This window comes from Delftia sp. CH05, from assembly GCF_009827015.1.
In the GTDB taxonomy this organism is placed as follows: Bacteria; Pseudomonadota; Gammaproteobacteria; order Burkholderiales; family Burkholderiaceae_C; genus Comamonas; species Comamonas tsuruhatensis.
On the sequence record NZ_WUMG01000017.1, the window covers coordinates 23,445 to 40,855 of the forward strand.

Consider the following 17,411-nt stretch of genomic DNA (forward strand, 5'->3'; position numbering starts at 1 on the left):
GCACGGCAAGGCAGGAAACGCGATGGCTGCGCATGCACTGGACCTGCAGACGCTGTTGGCACAGGCCCTGGCCCTGCCGGCGCAGCCGCGCATCGTGGCCTTGCTGCTGCGCGAGCTGGTGCCCGAGCAGCCCAGCCTGCGCCGGCTGAGCCAGCTCTTCGCAGCCGATCCTGCGCTGGCCGCCGGGCTGCTGGCCCAGGCCAACGGCCCGGTGTTCGGCATGGCGGGACGTGTCACCGGCATTCCCGAGGCGCTGGCCCTGCTGGCGCCCGCGCAGCTGCGCCAGATCGTGCGGGGCATACCGCTGGGCGTGGGCGCCCATGCCGTGCCGGGCATGGCCATGCCGGCCTTCTGGCGCTACAGCGTGGAAGCCGCCCGCGTGGCGCGCGCGCTGGCCGGCACCGTGCAGGCCAGCCCCACGGCGGCCTATGCCGCAGGGCTGATGCACGGCCTGGGGGAGCTGGCCATGCACATGATCGACCCCGGCCGCGCCGCCACCATCACCGAACTGGTCGGCCCGCTGGACCCGCGTCGCGCCGAGCTGGAAATGCGGCTGTGCGGCTACACATACAGCCATGTCAGTGCGGGCCTGGCCCGCCGCTGGAACCTTCCGCCGCTGCTGGCCGATGCGCTGCAGCACCTGTACGCGCCGCTGGCCCAGCCGGGCTTCGATCCGCTGGCCTGCGTGCTGCACATCGCTGCCTGGCGCGCCCGCTCGCGCGAGGCGCAGTGGGACGCGCGTGCCCTGGCCGTGAGCTTTCCCGGCGAAGTGGGCGTGGCCCTGGGCCTGGACATCGACATGGTCCTGCGCCAGGACCCGGTGGACTGGATGGCCGACACCGGCCTGGACGTGGTGCTGTAGCGCCTCGCTCCTGCCTCAGTGCCTGTGCCAGGGCGCCGGCACCATGTCGAACAGCGGCGTGGGATCGCGCCGGTAGGGCGCGGGGCTGACGGGCGCCATGGGCTGCATGGTCATGGGGTCTATGCGCGCCAGCTGCTGCATCCATCCGATGTCCACGCCGCCGCCCGGTGCGGGGCGCGAGTAGATCAGCTCCAGCATGCGACGCGATGCCACATGGCCGTGGGATGCGGCCTGCTGGTACAGGCGCAGCGCCTCGGTGTAGTTGGCCGGCACCCCGTCGCCGCGGTGGTAGCGCTGCGCCTGCTCCCATTGCTGCTGGGCCGTGACGGGCTGGCGCACCTGGATGTCCTGCTCGCTGGGCGCTCCACTCAGCTGCGGCGTGCGCTGCATGGCCTGCGGCCCCTGCGCTGCAGGCGTGGAGCTGCCCTGCGCCGACACCAGCTGGCCTGCGGGCCGCAGGCGCTCGCCCAGCATCTGTGCATTGGTCGCGGCGCTGGATGAGCGCGCCGCTGCCGCGCGGAACTGGCGCAGCGCTGCCTCGGGCTCGTCCTGCGCGAGCAGGGCCAGGCCCCATTCCAATTGGGCGCCGGGGCTGCCGGAGCGCGCTGCGCGCTGCAGCAGTTCCTGGTCGGGCGTGCCTGCCACGGCCAAGGCCTCGCCCACGGGTTCGGCCGTGGACAGCGGTGCCAGGCGCCGCGCCAGCAGCCATTCCAGGTACTGGGCGCGGGCCGGGTCGGTCTTGGCCAGCTGGGCGATCCAGGGTCTTGCGGCCGGTGGGTCGGGCGGCTGGCCGCAGCCGTCCATGGCGCACCAGGCCAGTCCCGCACTGGCCAGCGGATGGCCGGCGCGCTGCGCGCGCTCGAACCATTGCCTGGCCTGCGGCCCGTCCTGCGCCATGGCAATGCCATGCAGTGCCAGCAGGCCCATCACCCATTGCGCCTCGCGCTGCGTGGCCAGGCTCACGCCCTTGCCTTCGGCGCGGCTGCGTAGCTGGGACAGGGCCCGTTGCTGGGCGGTGTCCGAGGTCGAGGTGATGTTGCTGGTGCCCGGCTGGGAACCGTACACGCTGGCCGTCGCCACCCGAATGGGCATGACCGGCGTGAAGCGGGCCGCCGCCTGCACATGCGGCAGTACGGCGGGAGCCAGACCTGGCAGCACCACCAGCAGTCCGGGCAGCACAAGCCTTGCGGTCAGGCGCAGCCCGATGCGCCGCCGTGGCGGGGATTCATGAGCGCTGGAGGGCATGGCAATTGCCTCTGTTTGGCTTGTGACGTGCACCGCTCATCAGCGCTTGGCCTGGGCCGGAACCACCTGCCAGAAGCGGGCCGAGCCGGTGTACTGGTCGGCGCCCAGAGAGTTGGCCATGTACTGGTTGACATCCTCCAGGGAGCGCATGCCCGGGATGGCGATGAAGGCCTTGCCCTGGAGCAGCGTGGGTAGCTTGTCGGTCATGTTCTGCTCGGTGGCGAAGCAGGCCACGCCTTCCTTGCCGGGAGGCCCGGCGTTGATGACGTAGCCGGGGTTGGGACTCATCCAGTCTGGCAGGCGAACGGATTGGGCGGCGGTGATCCAGCCCGAGCGGTTCACATCGTTGGGCACCAGCCGGGTGACCTCTCCATCGGCACCGGCCATGAAGCACGACAGGTAGGAGGCGCGCGACACGGTGGTGGACAGGAACAGCTGCTCACCCGTCTCGAAAGAGGTGCGCGTGGGCGTGATGTTCTCCACCCACAGGTCCAGCTTGCGGTCGGGCGCGGGGGCGCCGTAGCGGTAGTCACCCGTGGCCACGGCCACGTTCTCGGAGGCGGTGGTGACCGGTGCCGCACTCTTGGTGTTCCAGCCGATGCGCGTCATGTGTCCATCGGCGCTGACGGCCACGAAGTCTCGCAGTGCGCGCTCGTAGGTGCTGAAGTCCACCACGCCATTGACCACCATGCCGCTGTCGGCCTGGAAGCGCCCTATGGCCTCGCGCCACTGCGGGTTGCCTGCGGTGAAGGCCGGTGCGTCGGGCGGCAGATAGCCCTTGCTGATCAGCGACTGGCGCACCAGCTCCTGGTGGATGCCGGCTTCGCCTTCCTCATACCAGTCGCGCAGCTGACGCTGGAAGTCGGGATGGGTCTGGTCCAGCGTCAGGCACTGCCAGTAGGGCAGGCGTGACCATTTGCCCAGCAGCTCGATCATGCCCAGCTCGACCAGGGTGCGCACGGCCGGGCCCGAGCCCTGGGCATAGTCGCGGCCCACGCTGAACTGCACGCCGTAGTTGCCGATACGGCCCGACAGGTCAAGGCCCTGGCTGCCGTTGCCGATGACGACTTCGTTGGCCGAATCCAGGCCCGGAATGATGGTGCGCGTGCGGAAGTCGCCCAGGTGCAGCTCCATGCCCAGCACGGCGCCGCTGCGGTTGGCGCTGTAGCCGGTTTCCAGGCGCGAGGCGCTGGTGCCTATGTCCACGTTGTTGCGCAGCACGTTCTGGTCCATGAAGGACACGGCGCCCGACACATACAGGGCCGGGCGCTGCAGCTGGATCTGGTTGTTGTTGAGCAAGATGGTGGTGAGGTTCTGCACCGTGTCCTGGCGGGCGATGTCCACCTCATAGTCCACATAGCGGAAGGCGCTGCTGACGCGCGACATCTGGGACAGGGCGGTGACCACCATCTCCTTGGCGGCCACGGCCACGCGGCCCGAATAGTCGGGCAACTGCTTGCTGGTGATCAGCACCGTGGGCATGTGGCTGTTGCGGAACATCCTGTCCATGCACATCAGCGAATCGGAGAAGCTCGATATGGAGCGCACCGGCCGCACCACCGGGCGGTCGGCCGCATAGACTTTTTCCAGGTATTTGGAATCCTTGCGCGCATCCAGCGGCGCGCAACCCGACAGCAGCACGATGGATGCCGATACCGCGCAGGCCACCACCCGCATACAGCCCTGTCTGCCAGCCCATCGCTGGCGGAAAGTCCCTCGGTTGTCCGCATGTCCGCCGAATGCCGGCTGCAGCGCGGCATCGGGGCGGGGAAGTCCTGGCGTTGGAAGGCGGTTGCGCATGATGGACCTCTGCTGGAAAACGGCGAGCCAGGGCACTGGCGCCCAGGGGCACCGGCACCGGAAATGGGTTTTGGAAATGAAAGGCGGCCGGGTCGCGGGCCGCCTGGCCGCACTAGCGGCAGACGTTGATCAGGTCGCCCTTGAGGACCACGATCTGGTCCTTGGTCTGTGGCCCGTAGCGGTTGAACGCGCTGGCGTTGGTGTTGCTGGCCAGGTCCTGGGTGCAGGTGCGCTGCATGCCCGTGCTGCTCGTTGTGGTCGTGGTCACCACGTTCGCCTCGGTGGAGATGCCGGGAGCATTGGTCATGGACATGGCTTCGTAGCGCGCGATCTTGGCCTTGACGTTGATGGGGATGTCAGTGACGGTGTCCAGCCCCGACGATGTCTGCTGCTTGGCCGTGGGCAGTCTCAGATAGTCGACAGGCTTGCTGAGCACCACTGGATCTTCGCCGGGGGCTGCTGCATGAAGGGGGGGCGCTCCGAGTGCGAGCCAGGCCAGTAGGGCAGCCGAACAGAGATGGGCGGCGGTGTGCATGGTGGGCTCTCCTGGTGCGGTGAGCTGGCTATTCGCCGGGAAGGTGCTGCCGGAAGGCCTGGGGCCGTCCGGCAGTGTCCTTCGTCCGGCAGTCAGGCTCAGTGGTTGTTGTAGCAGGTCACGCAGCCGTTGTTGCTGGAGATGTTCTGTACTGCCATGGAACCGTTACCGGCATAGTTGACGATGCCCGAGTTCTTGGCAGCCACCACCTGGATCGAAGTGTTCTTGACTTCCACTTCGCCATAGTTGGAGGCCAGGTTGTTGACGGCCACTGCTGCGTAGCCATCGGCCTTGTTCAAGATGCCGCTGCCGGTGGCAGCGACGACCTGCAGAGAGCTGCCACTGCGGTCGATGGTGACGTTGCCTGCATTGCTGGCCAGGTTCTGGGAGGCCTTGCCACCGCCCGTTGCTACGTTGAGCACGCCGCTCCTGTTCAGCAGGGTGACCTGAACGCTGGGGCCGTTGATTTCGATCTGGGAACTGCTGCTGCCGCCGCCGCCGCCGCCACCACCGCCACCGCCACCGCCCATGGGGCCAGCCATGGCTGCTGTTGCGATCAGGCTCAGGGAAAGAATTGCAAGCGATTTCATGATGGCTCCTTGATAAGGAATCGGACTACCAGGAAAAGGTGTGTAAGCACCCGTTTTTCAGACACTTTGCGGAGGTTTCCGGCCTTGTCTCCCTGGACCCCAGCTCGTTGTCTGGACTCCAATGTGCTTGGGGTGCCCCTGCCGTTCCATCTCTTGTACGGGGTAGCCGTGAGCGCTGATCCACGTGGCGGGTACTTACCCGTGCAAACCTTTGGCTGGCGGGCTGCATCGCGTTAAAGCAGCGGCATTGGGAGGTGAATGGAGTTGGGTAGTTTCAAGGTGTAACGACAGAAAATTTGCAGTTGCAGCTTCGCTTCAGGCCGTTGATCCGGCGGGCATGGGGCCATCCAGACAACCTGGTGTATCGAATTGCATACGCTCGGTGCAGGCGCAGGAGGAAGGCGTTGGACCGGCGGCTGTCATGGGCCCGGATCCAGGGGAGGATGGCGGGCATCGGCAAGGGCATGGCCTGCCAGGCCCGACAGGCCTGCCGGTCAGGTGATCAAGAAAGTACGGACCCGGCTTCTCACACAAATGTGTTAATTTGCAAGCTACGCAATCTTTCACAAACTTCGTCAAAGATTGTGGATATCGGTGGCGATTTCTCTTAATGTGAAAGGCGCGTATGTGATCGGTTGCGTCATATACATGACGTGACATTTGAGGAGAACAGCATGAATCCATCCGACGTTCCCGCCGATGCCCGTCCCCTGATCGCCGATTCCTCGCGCGCCCAGGCCATGCTGGGCACGGGCCTGAGTTCCGCCATGTGGCCAGACTATCTGGCCGGCCAGCCCGACAAGCCCGTGCGCGTGCTGCTGGTCGATGACGATGCCCACATCCGCATGGTCATTGCCCAGGAAATCATGAACGACCCGCGCACCCTGGTCGTGGCCCAGGCCGGAAGTGTTCGAGAGGGCCGCAAGGCCATTCGCCAGCACGAGTTCGACGTGATGCTGGTCGACCTGAACCTGGGCGACGGCGAGGGCTTCGAGCTGCTGGACATGATGAAGACCGTGCGGCCCACGGCCGAGGCCGTCATCATCTCCGTGATGGAAAACGACGAGCAGGTGCTGCGCGCCTTCGAGCTGGGTGCCACGGGCTACCTCGTCAAGAACTCCTGGTTCGGCAACTACCCCCAGGCCGTGCTGCAGGTGGCCAATGGCGGCGCATCCGTCACTCCCAGCCTGGCGCGCAGGTTGCTGCAGCGCTTCGACAAGACCCAGGGCGCCGAGCCCAAGCGCCGCTCGCCCGACGAGGCAGACCGCCTGTCCACCCGCGAGCGCGAGGTGCTGCGCATGGTCGCCAGCGGCTACACCAGCGCCGAGATCGGCTCGCGCCTGATGATCAGCGCCATGACGGTCAACACGCACATCAAGAACATCTACCGCAAGCTGCAGGTGCGCACACGCGCCCAGGCGGTGCGCTTTGCATCGCTGCGCGGCCTGTTCTGATTGGCTGGCGGCGCAGGGGCCCGTGCGGCCCGCCCCGCCGCCGCTTCCCACCGCATGGCCATGAAGGACTCCCTTCGCGCATTGGCAGTCTGCCTGGCACTGGGCCTGCTGCAGATGCTGGCGCTTTGCGCCTGGCTGTGGCAGCAGGGCGACCAGGCTCCGCTGTGGCTTCGCCTGTGCAGCCTAGCCCTGCTGGTCTTGACGGCCTTGCTGTGTGCGATGGGTGCCTCGCGCCTGCGCAGGCTGCTGCTGTGGCGGCGCAGGCGCAGCCCCCGGCCTTCGCGCGAGGTGCAGGCCGAGCGCCGGCGCATTGCCGCCGATCTGCACGACGGCGTGGGCGGCCTTCTGGTGAATGCCATGGCCTTGCTGGAGCCGAGCGAAACCCGGCAGCGCCAGGCGCAGGAGTTGCTGGAGCAGGCCTTGCTGGACCTGCGCCTGCTGGTGGACGCCATGGACGCCGTGGAGGACGCCTTGCCTGTGCGCCTGGCGCGCCTGCGCCACCGGCTGCAGCCCGTGCTGGACCGCCGTGGCATGCAGATCCGCTGGAGCGTGGCCGATCCGCAGTCCGAGCCGGGCCTGCCCGATCTGCCCGATCTTCCTCGAGGCCAGTCGTCCCAGCACCTGCTTGCCATCACCCAGGAGGCCGTGAGCAATGTGCTGCAGCACGCACAGGCCAGCACGCTGTGGCTGGTGCTGCAGCCCCTGGAGCCGGGTATTGCGCGGGCGAACGGCGCCCATCCCGGCGCGCGCCGCGAGCTGCGCTGGGAGTTGCGCGTGGAAGACGACGGCCGCGGCCTGCCGCCCCGTACACCCGATGAGGCGCAGGGCATGGGCCTGGCAGGCATGCACCGCCGTGCCCACGCCATAGGGGCTACGCTGGACCTGGCGCCGCGTGCTGGCGGCGGCACGGTGGTGCGTGTGCGCTGGTGAGCTGGCGCGCTGTGGCAGCGGCGGCGGCGGAGTTCCAGCGAGTGCGGTGCCCGCTGACAGGGCCGGCCCGCAGCGCGCTGTGCAATCCCACGATGGGCGCAAGTGCGGCAGCATCCACGCACGTATCCAAGCCCTGATGCCTGTCCCCCCATGAATCCACATCCCGACCTCACACCAGCGCCTTCCAGAAAACCAGGCGCTGAGAACGCCGCAGCCGATGCGGCCGGCAACGCGGCCGCTGCCGACGCGGCTTTCGCACGCAGCGTGCGTTCGGCCCTGCCGGGCCTGGCACAGCTGGCCGACATGGTGCCTGCGCTGCGCCTGCTCACCGGCCTGCTGGTGGCCAGCATCATCATCGCGGGCCTGTATTTCGGGCAGGGACTGCTGATTCCGCTGGCCCTGGCGCTGCTGTTCGGTTTTTTGCTCGATCCTGCGGTCTCCCGGCTCAGGCGCTGGGGCCTGCCGCGCATGGCGGCGACGCTGCTGGTGGTGGTCATGGCGCTGGCAACGCTGGCCGGAATGGGTACCTATCTGGGCAGCCAGGTGCAGCAGCTCAGCGCCGACCTGCCCACCTACCAGAGCACCATCCGCGACAAGCTGCGCAGCCTGCGCAGGAATGCCAACATGCCCAGCGCCTGGGACGGCGCCCTGCGCACCTATGACACGGTGGAGCGTGAGATCTCCCGCGGCGCCACCACGCCCCGCGTGCAGAAGGTGGAGATCCAGTCGCCCGAGCAAAAGCCCACGGCGCGCATGCTGCAGTGGCTGGGCCGAGTGGCCGAGCCCGTGACCACGGCCGGCATCGTGCTGCTGTTCGTGATCCTCATCCTGCTGGACCGCGATGACCTGCGCGACCGGCTGCTGCGCCTGATGGGCGGCAACCTGCATGTGGCCACCGATGCGCTGGACGAGGCCTCGCAGCGCATAGGCAAGTACCTGCGCATGCAGTTCGTGGTCAACATCACCTATGGACTGCCCATGGCGGCGGGGCTGTGGTTCATCGGCGTGCCGGGCGCCATTCTCTGGGGGGTGCTGGCGGCCATCATGCGGTTCGTTCCCTATGTGGGCGCCATGATCTCTGCCGCCTTCCCGCTGGCGCTGGCCTTTGCGGTGGATCCGGGCTGGCAGATGCTGCTGATGACGCTGGGGCTGATCATGGCGCTGGAGCTGATCAGCAACAACCTCATCGAGCCCTGGCTGTATGGCAGCAGCACGGGCCTGTCCACGCTGTCCATCATTGCGGCCGCGACCTTCTGGACGGCGCTGTGGGGGCCGATAGGGCTGATCCTGTCCACGCCGCTCACGGTCTGCCTGCTGGTGCTGGGCCGCTACATACCGGCGCTGCAGTTCATGGAGGTGCTGCTGGGCAGCTCCCCCGTGCTGGGTCCGGCCCAGCGGCTGTACCAGCGCCTGCTGGCCGACGATGTGGAAGATGCGGTCACGCTGGCGCATGAACTGGTGGACGCAAGGCTGCCGGCGCGGGCCTCGGCGGACGAACGCTCGGCCGCAGTGGCCGGCTTCTATGACGAGGTGGCGATCCCCGCGCTGCGCCTGGCCACCCAGCAGCACCTGGAGTCGGCCACGGCCGAGCACCGGCTGCGCCTGTCCAGCGGCATGGATGCCTTGGTCGAGGAGCTGCGGGAAAGCCATCCCGCGCCCGCAGACCTGTCCTCGCGGGCCCTGCGCATCCATTGCGTGGGCGCGCGCTGGGAGGTCGATGCCCTGGCAGCGGCCATGGTGGCGCACAGCGAGGCGCTGCGCGGCCACGTGGTCAGTTGCTCGGACTGGGCGCTGGCGGCCGATCCGCAATGGCGCCAGCTGGGGCAGGGCGAGGGCGGCGGCCTGCCGCAGGGCCACGCAGGCGCACAGGCCCTTGCCGAGGCGCAATTGCTGGTGCTCTCGGTCTTCAGCGCCCAGCCCCAGACCGTGGCGCGCCAGATCATGCGGCGGGTGCGCCGCCACTGGCCGCATCTGCGCGTGGTGCTGGCGCTGTGGAATGCGCCGGCCGTGGTGTCCGACCCCGAGTTCGCGCGCCGCTGCGGCGCCGCCGCCTGCGTGTCCAGCCTGCGCGAGCTGCAGTTGTGGGTGGACGCCTTGCGCCTGCCCGACGCGGCAGGCCAGGGCCTGGCCGCGCCCATTCCCGATGACGATGAGCAGCGCGTGCGCCAGCTGCGCGACAGCGGCGTGCTCGGGCCCGGCCTGCCGCCGCTGTACCACGAGGCAGCCCAGCAGGCCGCCAATGCCTTCGACGTGAAATGGGCCCAGGTCTCATGGGTCGATGCCGACCGCGTGCACACGCCCGGCAGCCTGCTGGTGGCGGACCAGGGCGACCCCGCATCGGCCGGGATGCCGCGCGGGCAGTCCATCTGCTCGTATGTGGTGCACGGCGGCGAGCCCCTGGTGGTGCACGACGCAGCGCGCGACCCCCGGTTTGCCGGCAACCCCGCACTGCAGGCCATGCGGCTGCGCTTTTACGCAGGCGTGCCGCTCAGGAACCGCCACGGCGCGGTGCTGGGCAGCTTCTGCATCATGGACGACGCACCGCGTGAGGTCTCGCCGGCAGATCTGGAGCTGCTGGCCGTCATGGCCGAGCAGCTGATGCAGACCGTGGAAGTGCGCCGCATGATGGAAAGCGGCGCAGTGCCGGCGCCGGCTCCCGCTCCCGCTTCCACGTCTGTACCGGCGCCGCCACCGGCCCAGTCACCGGAGCAGTCACCGCCCGGCCACTGAGCCCGCTCACAGCGGCTACGGCGGCTCACAGCGAGGTGGCCAGCATCTGCTCGTAGTCGTCGGCGCTGGCCAGGCGCGGGTTGGTGCCGTGGCAATGGTCCTTGAGCGCCCCGCCGATCACGGCCGCGAACTGGGCGCGCTCCACGCCCATGGCGGCCAGGCCCGTGGGCAGGCCCAGGCGGGCGTTCATGTCGCGTATGGCTTCGGGAATGTCGCTGCCCGAGGCCAGACCCATGGCGTGGGCCATTCGCTGCAGGCGCTGTTCGGCGCGCACGCTCTCGGCCTCGGCATTGAAGCGCACCACGGCGGGCAGGAACATGGCGTTGAGCGTGCCGTGGTGCAGGCGCGGGTTCACGCCGCCCAGGCTGTGGCTGAGGCTGTGCACGCAGCCCAGACCCTTCTGGAAGGCCATGGCGCCCTGCATGCTGGCGCTCATCAGCTGGCGGCGTGCCTCGGCATCCTGGCCATTGCGGGTGGCGCGTTCTATGTGCGCCCAGCCGCGCGTGAGGCCGTCCAGCGCAATGCCGTCGGCAGGCGGATTGAAGGCGGCTGCCATGAAGGTTTCCATGCAGTGGGCGATGGCGTCCATGCCCGTGGCGGCCGTCAGCATGGCGGGCAGGCCGTAGGTCAGTTCCGGATCGCAGATGGCGGTGCGCGGCACCAGGTGCCAGCTGTGAAAGCCCAGCTTGCGGTGGTCGTCCACGATGATGATGGCGCCGCGCGCCACCTCGCTGCCCGTGCCGCTGGTGGTGGGCACGGCAATCAGCGGTGCCACGCGCTCGGTGATGCGCGGCGAGCCGCCCTCGATGGTGGCGTAGTGCGACAGCGGCCCTTCGTGCGTGGCCGCAATCGCCACACCCTTGGCGCAGTCGATGGCGCTGCCGCCGCCCACGGCGATCAGGCCGTCGCAGCGCTGCTCCTGGTAGATTGCAGCGGCCGCACGCACGGCGGCCTCGGTGGGGTTGGAGGGCGTCTGGTCGAACACTGCGTGCGGCATGTCGCCCAGCCCATCCAGCGCCTTTTGCAGCACGCCGGCCGCCTTGACGCCCTGGTCGGTGACGATCAGCGGCCGCGTGATGCCCACGCGCTCGCACTCCTGGCGCAACAGGCGCACGGCGCCGAAGTCAAACTGGATCTGGGTGACGTAGTTGATGAAAGCCATGGTGGGTGACTCGTTGCGGGCCGCTGCGGCCCGTGGTGGGGATCAGGGGGAGTGCGCCGAATCTAGACCGCGCGTGCTGCACTGCAAACAAAGCAAACCCTGAGAGGGCGCCTGCGCGGTCACGGGGGCGACAGCACGGGCGTGCACTGCCATCGCATGGCTGCCAGGGCCTTGTGCTCGCGGCACAATGCCTGCTGCGCGGCGCCTGCCGTGCCGTGCCGTGCCGTGCCTTGCCGGCCGCGCCGCATTGCCTTGCCAGATGGCTCCGATCGAACCTGTCCCTGAACTTGCTCCTGAACGTGCCCCAGCCCGAATCCCGCCCCCACGCCACGCCGCTGCCGGCGTCCCTGACCCACCAGATGCGCGATGTGCTGCGCCGTATGGAGCGCGCCGCACGCACGCCCATGCACCAGCTGGGCGCCGAGGGTGCGCGCGCCGCCTATGAGGCGGGCGCCGGCGTGCTCGAAATTCCCAAGCCCGTCCTGCCGCGTGTCGAGGACCTGCAGATTCCCGCGCGCGATGGCGCCTTGCTGCCCGCTCGGCTCTATGCGCCTGAGGAGCGTGCTCAGGCACCGGCCTCTGGCCTGCCCGTGCTGCTGTACCTGCATGGCGGCGGCTTCACCGTGGGCAGCGTGGCCACGCACGACGTGCTGTGCCGCCAGTTGGCCCACCTCTCGGGCGCCATGGTGATCTCGCTGGAATACCGGCGCGCGCCCGAGCACAAATTCCCCACGGCCCACAACGACGCCTGGGATGCGCTGCAATGGCTGGCTTCGCAGGGCGCCTTGCTGGGCGCCGACCCTGCACGCCTGGCCGTGGGCGGCGACAGCGCGGGCGGCACGCTGGCCGCAGCCTGCGCCATCCATGCGCGCGATGCAGGCCTGAAGCTGGCCCTGCAACTGCTGATCTACCCGGGCACGACGGCCTACCAGGACACTGACTCGCACCGCCGTTTCGCCCACGGGCTGGTCATTGACGAGCCGGCCATCACCTGGTTCTTCGCCCAGTACCTCAACAGCCCTGCCGACCGCGAGGACTGGCGCTTCGCCCCGCTGCTGGCGCCTGACGTGGACGGCGTGGCCCCGGCCTGGATAGGCCTGGCCGAATGCGACCCGCTGGTGGACGAGGGCGTGGAATACGCCGACAAGCTGCGCATGTCGGGCGTGCCCGTGGATCTGGAGATCTACCGGGGCGTGACCCATGAATTCGTCAAGATGGGCCGCGCCATTGCCGAAGCGCGCCGTGCACATGCCGACATGGCGCGCGCCTTGGCCGACGCCTTTGCGGCCTGAGAGCCAGGGCATCCAAGACACCCAAGTCAACAGGAGAGAAAAACCCATGCAACGCCAAGATTTCCGCACGCTGCAACGCATCGAAGTGCGCTGGTCCGAAGTGGACGCCCAGAAGATCGTCTTCAACGCCCACTACCTGATGTACGCCGACGTGGCCGTCACCGACTACTGGCGCCAGCTGGGCATGCCCTATGAGTCATCCTTCGCGGCCCTGGGCGGCGAGCTGTTCGTCAAGAAGGCCACCACCACCTACCACGCATCGGCCACGCTGGGCGACGTGCTGCATGTGGGCATACGCTGTGCCAGGCAGGGCAATACCGCGCTGTTGTTCGAGGCCGGCATCTTCCGGGGCATGGAACTGCTCAACACCGTGGAACTGGTCTATGTGTTCGCCGATGCCACCACGCGCCAGCCGCTGCCCGTGCCGCAGCAGCTGCGCGACGTGCTCACCGCCTATGAGGCCGGCCAGAGCGTGGTGCGCGTGGCATCGGGCAGCTGGTACGACCTGGGCCGCGACGCCGAGCGCCTGCGCCTGGCCGTGTTCGTGCACGAGCAGGGCGTGCCGCGCGAGATCGAGATCGACGAGTTCGACCCCGTGGCCCGCCACGCCGTGGTCTACAACGGCCTGGGCCAGCCCATTGCCACCGGCCGCCTGGTCAGCGACAGCCCCGGCGCGGGCAGGATCGGCCGCATGGCCGTGGACCGCAGCGTGCGCGGCGGCCGCTGGGGCCGCATCGTGCTGGACAGCCTGGTGGAGGCCTCCCGCCAGCGCGGCGACCGCGAAGTCGTGCTGCACGCGCAGCGCCATGCCGAGTCGTTCTACCTGCGCGCGGGCTTCACGCCCGAGGGCGAGCCCTATGAAGAGGCCGGCATTCCTCACATCACCATGAGGAAAGTGCTCACCGCCTGAGCTGCAGGCAGCTCAGGCGGTGCAAGGCCCAAATCTCAAATGTCCTCGCGCAGCGCGTAGGGCAGGGGCTTGAGCTGCAGCGCCACGGCCTGCGCGGCATCGGCGCGCTGGCCCTCGCCCAGGGCGGCGTGGGCCAGCAGGCGCTGCTCAGCCGAGCTGATCTGCATGGAGACAATGGCGTCCCAGCCCCCGCCGGGCGCCGGGGCGGCCTGGACCACGGTGCCGGTGGCCTGCTCCAGATCCTCGGGCGTGAAGACTTCCATGCCGGCTGCCAGCGGCTGCTGGGCATGGGCGATGTAGGCGCGGCGCTTGAGCGTGCCCCGGAACTGGCTGCGGGCCACCACCTCCTGGCCCGGGTAGCAGCCCTTCTTGAAGTTCACGCCTTCCACCGATTCGTAGTTGAGCATCTGCGGCACGAAGGCATCGACCACGGGTGCCGACAGCGTGGCGATGCCGCTGGCGACTTCGCTCCAGAGCCAATCGGCCTCACTGAGTGCGGGGCCTTCGGGCAGGGGCGCACCGACAGGGGCCACGCGCAGGGCGCGCGGCTGGCCGGCGGCCGGGTGCAGGGCGATCAGGCTGGCTGCCCCGTCGTCCGTCTTGGTCCAGGGTGCGGCGGCCGCGCCCAGGGCCTGCACGGCGGCATCGCCAGCCAGGCCAAGCAGGGTGAAGTCGGCCGTGGCATCGCTGAGCTTGCACTTGGCGCGCAGCACGAACATGGACAGGCGCTTGAGCGTGGGTGCCAGCAGGCTGCGGTCGCACAGCAGCAGGATCTCGTCCTTGCTGCGCTTGAAGCCGATGAAGCTGGCCAGCATGCGGCCCTTGGCCGTGCAGAACGCCGCCAGACGCGCATGCTGCAGATCGAGCAGCGCGAAGTCGTTGGTCAGCTGGCCATGCAGGAATGGGGCGGCGTCTTCGCCGAGGGCGCGTATCACGCCGAGATGGGAAACGGGGGCGATGCCGTTCAGTAAAGGCTGGGTCATGGCTGAATTATGATCAGCCGCTCTATTGCTTGCTTGGACCGAGGTTGTGCGCTTTATCTTTCGCGCTTTGATGATGCTGCTGGTGCTGGCAGCCGTGCTGGCCGGTGCCGGCTGGTGGTGGCTGAACCAGCCCCTGCCGCTGTCCCAGCCCACGCTGGAGCTGGAGGTCGAACCCGGCACCACGCCGCGCGGCGTCGCCCGCGAAGTGGTCAAGGCCGGGGTGCAGACCGATGCGCGGCTGCTGTACGCCTGGTTCCGCGTCTCGGGCCAGGACCGGCAGATCAAGGCCGGCAACTATGAACTGACCACGGGCCTGACCCCCTATGTGCTGCTGCAAAAGCTCGCGCGTGGCGAGGAATCGCTCAAGGCGCTGACCCTGGTCGAGGGCTGGAACTGGCGCCAGGTGCGCGCAGCCCTGGCCCGCGAGGAATTCCTGCGCCAGGAAAGCGCGGGCATGGACGATGCGGCCCTGATGCAGGCCCTGGGCCGTCCCGGGGTGGCGCCGGAGGGCCGCTTCTTCCCCGATACCTATACCTATGCCAAGGGCAGCTCCGACCTGGCCGTGCTGCGCCGGGCCCTGCATGCCATGGACCGGCGCCTGGCCGATGTCTGGGCGCTGCGCTCGGCCGACACGCCACTCAAGAGCCCCGACGAGGCCCTGACCCTGGCCAGCATCGTCGAGAAGGAAACCGGCCGCGCGGCCGACCGTGCCCAGATCGCAGGCGTGTTCACCAACCGCCTGCGCATCGGCATGCTGCTGCAGACCGATCCCACCGTGATCTACGGCCTGGGCGAGAAATTCGACGGCAACCTGCGCCGCCGCGACCTGCAGACCGACACGCCCTGGAACACCTACACCCGCGCGGGCCTGCCGCCCACGCCCATCGCCATGCCCGGCAAGGCCGCCCTCATGGCCGCCGTGCAGCCCAGCCAGACCAAGGCGCTGTATTTCGTGGCGCGCGGAGACGGCACCAGCCATTTCAGTGCCTCGCTGGACGAGCACAACCGCGCCGTCAACCGCTACCAGCGCGGCCAGCAAAAGCCCTGAGCAAAAGCCCTGAGATATTCCCCAGGGCTGCTGCGGTTCCCGCGGCGCTTGCGTATCCTCTCTTTCCATATGACCACTGCAACCCCCGCCGGCCTGTTCATCAGCTTCGAAGGCATCGATGGCGCCGGCAAGTCCTCGCACATCGCGTCGCTGGCCCAGGCTTTCCGTGACCAGGGCCGCACGGTGACGCTCACGCGCGAGCCCGGCGGCACGCCGCTGGCCGAAAAGCTGCGCGCGCTGATGCTGCACGACGCCATGGACCCGCTGACCGAGGCGCTGATCGCCTTTGCCGCGCGACGCGACCACCTGGTGCAGGTGATCGAGCCCGCGTTGGCGCGCGGCGAGGTCGTGCTCTGCGACCGCTTCACTGATGCCACCTTTGCCTACCAGGGCGCAGGCCGTGGCTTCGACCTGCAGCCGCTGGCCACGCTGGAGCGCATGGTGCAGACGGGCACCGCCCCCCAGCCCGATCTGCTGCGCGAGCCCCACCTGACGCTCTGGTTCGATCTGCCCGCCGAGGTGGCCGCCGAGCGCCTGGCCTCGGCCCGCGTGCCGGACCGCTTCGAGTCCGAACCCGGCAGCTTCTTCGCCCGCGTGGCCCAGGGCTATGCGTCGCGCGCTGCAGCAGCGCCCCAGCGCTTTGCGCGCATCGACTCCAACGCCAGCCGGCATGCGGTCTGGCAGCAGATCACGCAGGTCATGGTGCGCCGGGGCTGGCTGGCCATCATGGTCGGCGGCCAGGGAGGTGCGGCATGAACGAAGCCCTGCCACAGCCGGCCGAGACCGACACCTCCTGGATTGCCGAACAGCGCACACGTCTGCTCGCACAGCGCGGCCATGCCTGGCTGCTGCAGGGGCCTTCGGGCCTGGGGCAGTACGCGCTGTCGCTGTCACTGGTGCGTGCCTGGCTCTGCGAGTCGCCGTCGCCGCAGGGCGCCTGCGGCCACTGCGGCAGCTGCCATGCCATCGACGTGCGCGCCCATGCCGACCTGTGCGTGCTCATGCCCGAGGTGCAGATGATGGCGCTGGGCTGGCCCCTGCCCGAGAAGGCCCAGGCCGACATCGACGACAAGAAGCGCAAGCCCAGCAAGGAAATCCGTGTCGAGGCCATGCGCGACGCCGTGGAGTTCTGCCAGCGCACCAGCGCGCGCGGGCGCGGCAAGGCCGTGCTGGTCTATCCGGCCGAGCAGATGAATGCCATCACGGCCAATGCGCTGCTCAAGACGCTGGAGGAGCCGCCCGGCGATGCGCGTTTCGTGCTCGCCAGCGAGGCATCGCACCAGCTGCTGCCCACCATTCGCAGCCGCTGCCTGATCCACACCATGGCTTGGCCGGATCAGCAAGAGGCCCTTTCCTGGCTGGACACGCAGGGCGTGCCCCCTGAAGCGGCCGCCGTGGCGCTGCGCGCAGCAGGCGGGCGGCCCGGCGATGCACTGGCATTGGCGCAAAGCGGTGGCGGCAGCGACATGGCGTCGTGGTCACAGCTGCCGCGTGCGCTGGCCAAGGGCGATGTGGCGGCCCTGGCCGCCTACGCGCCGCCCCATGCCGTGGAGGCCTTGCAAAAGATCTGCCACGACCTGATGGCGCTGGCCGCAGGCGCCGCGCCGCGCTACTTCACGCCAGCCGACCTGCCTTCGCGGCCGCTGGACATGGGCCTGCTGGCCGAATGGTCGCGAACCCTGGCCCAGGCCGCGCGCACGGCCGACCATCCCTTCAACGCAGGCCTCATGGCAGAAGCCCTGGCCGCCGAGGCGCGGCGCGTGCTCATGTCCGGCCAGCCTGCCCGCCAGCGCCGGGCATGAAGGGCGGGGCACGGGAGGACATGGCCGGGCGCTTTTCGCCACATGAAAGCCCGGCCTGTTAACCTACG

At 69.0% G+C, this 17,411-nt stretch carries 15 protein-coding genes; 9 read left to right on the forward strand and 6 right to left on the reverse strand.

Annotated elements, in window-relative coordinates:
* The first annotated feature begins 22 nt into the window (after positions 1–22).
* Positions 23–862 (forward strand): HDOD domain-containing protein, encoded by an 840-nt coding sequence (locus tag GRX31_RS15205; protein ID WP_160853383.1) that lies wholly within the window; start codon positions 23–25, stop codon positions 860–862.
* A gap of 15 nt (positions 863–877) precedes the next feature.
* On the opposite strand, the gene GRX31_RS15210 is transcribed toward GRX31_RS15205, so the two are convergent.
* From GRX31_RS15210 to GRX31_RS15225, 4 genes are all read right to left on the reverse strand, one after another.
* Positions 878–2,107 (reverse strand): SEL1-like repeat protein, encoded by a 1,230-nt coding sequence (locus tag GRX31_RS15210; RefSeq protein ID WP_043790349.1) that lies wholly within the window; start codon positions 2,105–2,107, stop codon positions 878–880.
* A 39-nt stretch (positions 2,108–2,146) separates the two neighbouring features.
* Positions 2,147–3,784, reverse strand: coding sequence for a DUF4384 domain-containing protein (locus GRX31_RS15215; RefSeq protein WP_043790348.1), 1,638 nt, complete (start codon positions 3,782–3,784; stop codon positions 2,147–2,149).
* Between the two features lie 235 nt (positions 3,785–4,019).
* The gene (locus GRX31_RS15220; RefSeq protein ID WP_227472563.1) at positions 4,020–4,343 is read right to left on the reverse strand and encodes a hypothetical protein; all 324 of its coding nucleotides are present in this window, start codon (positions 4,341–4,343) and stop codon (positions 4,020–4,022) included.
* 197 nt (positions 4,344–4,540) lie between these two features.
* Positions 4,541–5,032, reverse strand: coding sequence for a hypothetical protein (locus GRX31_RS15225; protein WP_160853385.1), 492 nt, complete (start codon positions 5,030–5,032; stop codon positions 4,541–4,543).
* A 674-nt stretch (positions 5,033–5,706) separates the two neighbouring features.
* On the opposite strand from GRX31_RS15225, the gene GRX31_RS15230 reads away from it, so the two are divergent.
* The 3 genes from GRX31_RS15230 to GRX31_RS15240 all read left to right on the forward strand — a co-directional run bounded on the left by GRX31_RS15230 (position 5,707) and on the right by GRX31_RS15240 (position 10,146).
* On the forward strand, positions 5,707–6,486 hold the full coding sequence (locus GRX31_RS15230; RefSeq protein WP_016446810.1) for a LuxR C-terminal-related transcriptional regulator: 780 nt from the start codon (positions 5,707–5,709) through the stop codon (positions 6,484–6,486).
* A gap of 60 nt (positions 6,487–6,546) precedes the next feature.
* Positions 6,547–7,416 (forward strand): sensor histidine kinase, encoded by an 870-nt coding sequence (locus GRX31_RS15235; RefSeq protein WP_223275273.1) that lies wholly within the window; start codon positions 6,547–6,549, stop codon positions 7,414–7,416.
* Between the two features lie 150 nt (positions 7,417–7,566).
* On the forward strand, positions 7,567–10,146 hold the full coding sequence (locus GRX31_RS15240; protein ID WP_160853387.1) for an AI-2E family transporter: 2,580 nt from the start codon (positions 7,567–7,569) through the stop codon (positions 10,144–10,146).
* A 25-nt stretch (positions 10,147–10,171) separates the two neighbouring features.
* On the opposite strand, the gene GRX31_RS15245 is transcribed toward GRX31_RS15240, so the two are convergent.
* Complete coding sequence (locus GRX31_RS15245) at positions 10,172–11,308, reverse strand: iron-containing alcohol dehydrogenase (RefSeq protein ID WP_160853389.1); 1,137 nt, start codon at positions 11,306–11,308, stop codon at positions 10,172–10,174.
* Positions 11,309–11,595: 287 nt separating this feature from the next.
* On the opposite strand from GRX31_RS15245, the gene GRX31_RS15250 reads away from it, so the two are divergent.
* Positions 11,596–12,600: an alpha/beta hydrolase gene (locus GRX31_RS15250; RefSeq protein ID WP_160853391.1), complete on the forward strand. Its 1,005-nt coding sequence runs from the start codon at positions 11,596–11,598 to the stop codon at positions 12,598–12,600.
* A 46-nt stretch (positions 12,601–12,646) separates the two neighbouring features.
* Entirely contained in the window at positions 12,647–13,510 is an 864-nt protein-coding gene (locus tag GRX31_RS15255; RefSeq protein ID WP_160853393.1) for a YbgC/FadM family acyl-CoA thioesterase, read from the forward strand.
* A gap of 35 nt (positions 13,511–13,545) precedes the next feature.
* On the opposite strand, the gene ygfZ is transcribed toward GRX31_RS15255, so the two are convergent.
* On the reverse strand, positions 13,546–14,493 hold the full coding sequence (ygfZ, locus tag GRX31_RS15260) for a CAF17-like 4Fe-4S cluster assembly/insertion protein YgfZ (protein WP_047474069.1): 948 nt from the start codon (positions 14,491–14,493) through the stop codon (positions 13,546–13,548).
* A 46-nt stretch (positions 14,494–14,539) separates the two neighbouring features.
* Here ygfZ and mltG point away from each other — a divergent pair, with 46 nt between their 5' ends.
* The 3 genes from mltG to GRX31_RS15275 all read left to right on the forward strand — a co-directional run bounded on the left by mltG (position 14,540) and on the right by GRX31_RS15275 (position 17,343).
* Positions 14,540–15,541 carry an endolytic transglycosylase MltG gene (mltG, locus tag GRX31_RS15265; protein ID WP_016446816.1) on the forward strand — a complete coding sequence of 334 codons (1,002 nt, stop codon included), beginning with the start codon at positions 14,540–14,542 and terminating at the stop codon, positions 15,539–15,541.
* Between the two features lie 69 nt (positions 15,542–15,610).
* Positions 15,611–16,297 carry a dTMP kinase gene (gene tmk, locus GRX31_RS15270; RefSeq protein WP_016452861.1) on the forward strand — a complete coding sequence of 229 codons (687 nt, stop codon included), beginning with the start codon at positions 15,611–15,613 and terminating at the stop codon, positions 16,295–16,297.
* Positions 16,294–17,343 (forward strand): DNA polymerase III subunit delta', encoded by a 1,050-nt coding sequence (locus tag GRX31_RS15275; protein ID WP_016446818.1) that lies wholly within the window; start codon positions 16,294–16,296, stop codon positions 17,341–17,343. Before tmk ends, GRX31_RS15275 begins: the two co-directional genes overlap by 4 nt.
* Positions 17,344–17,411: the final 68 nt, after the last annotated feature.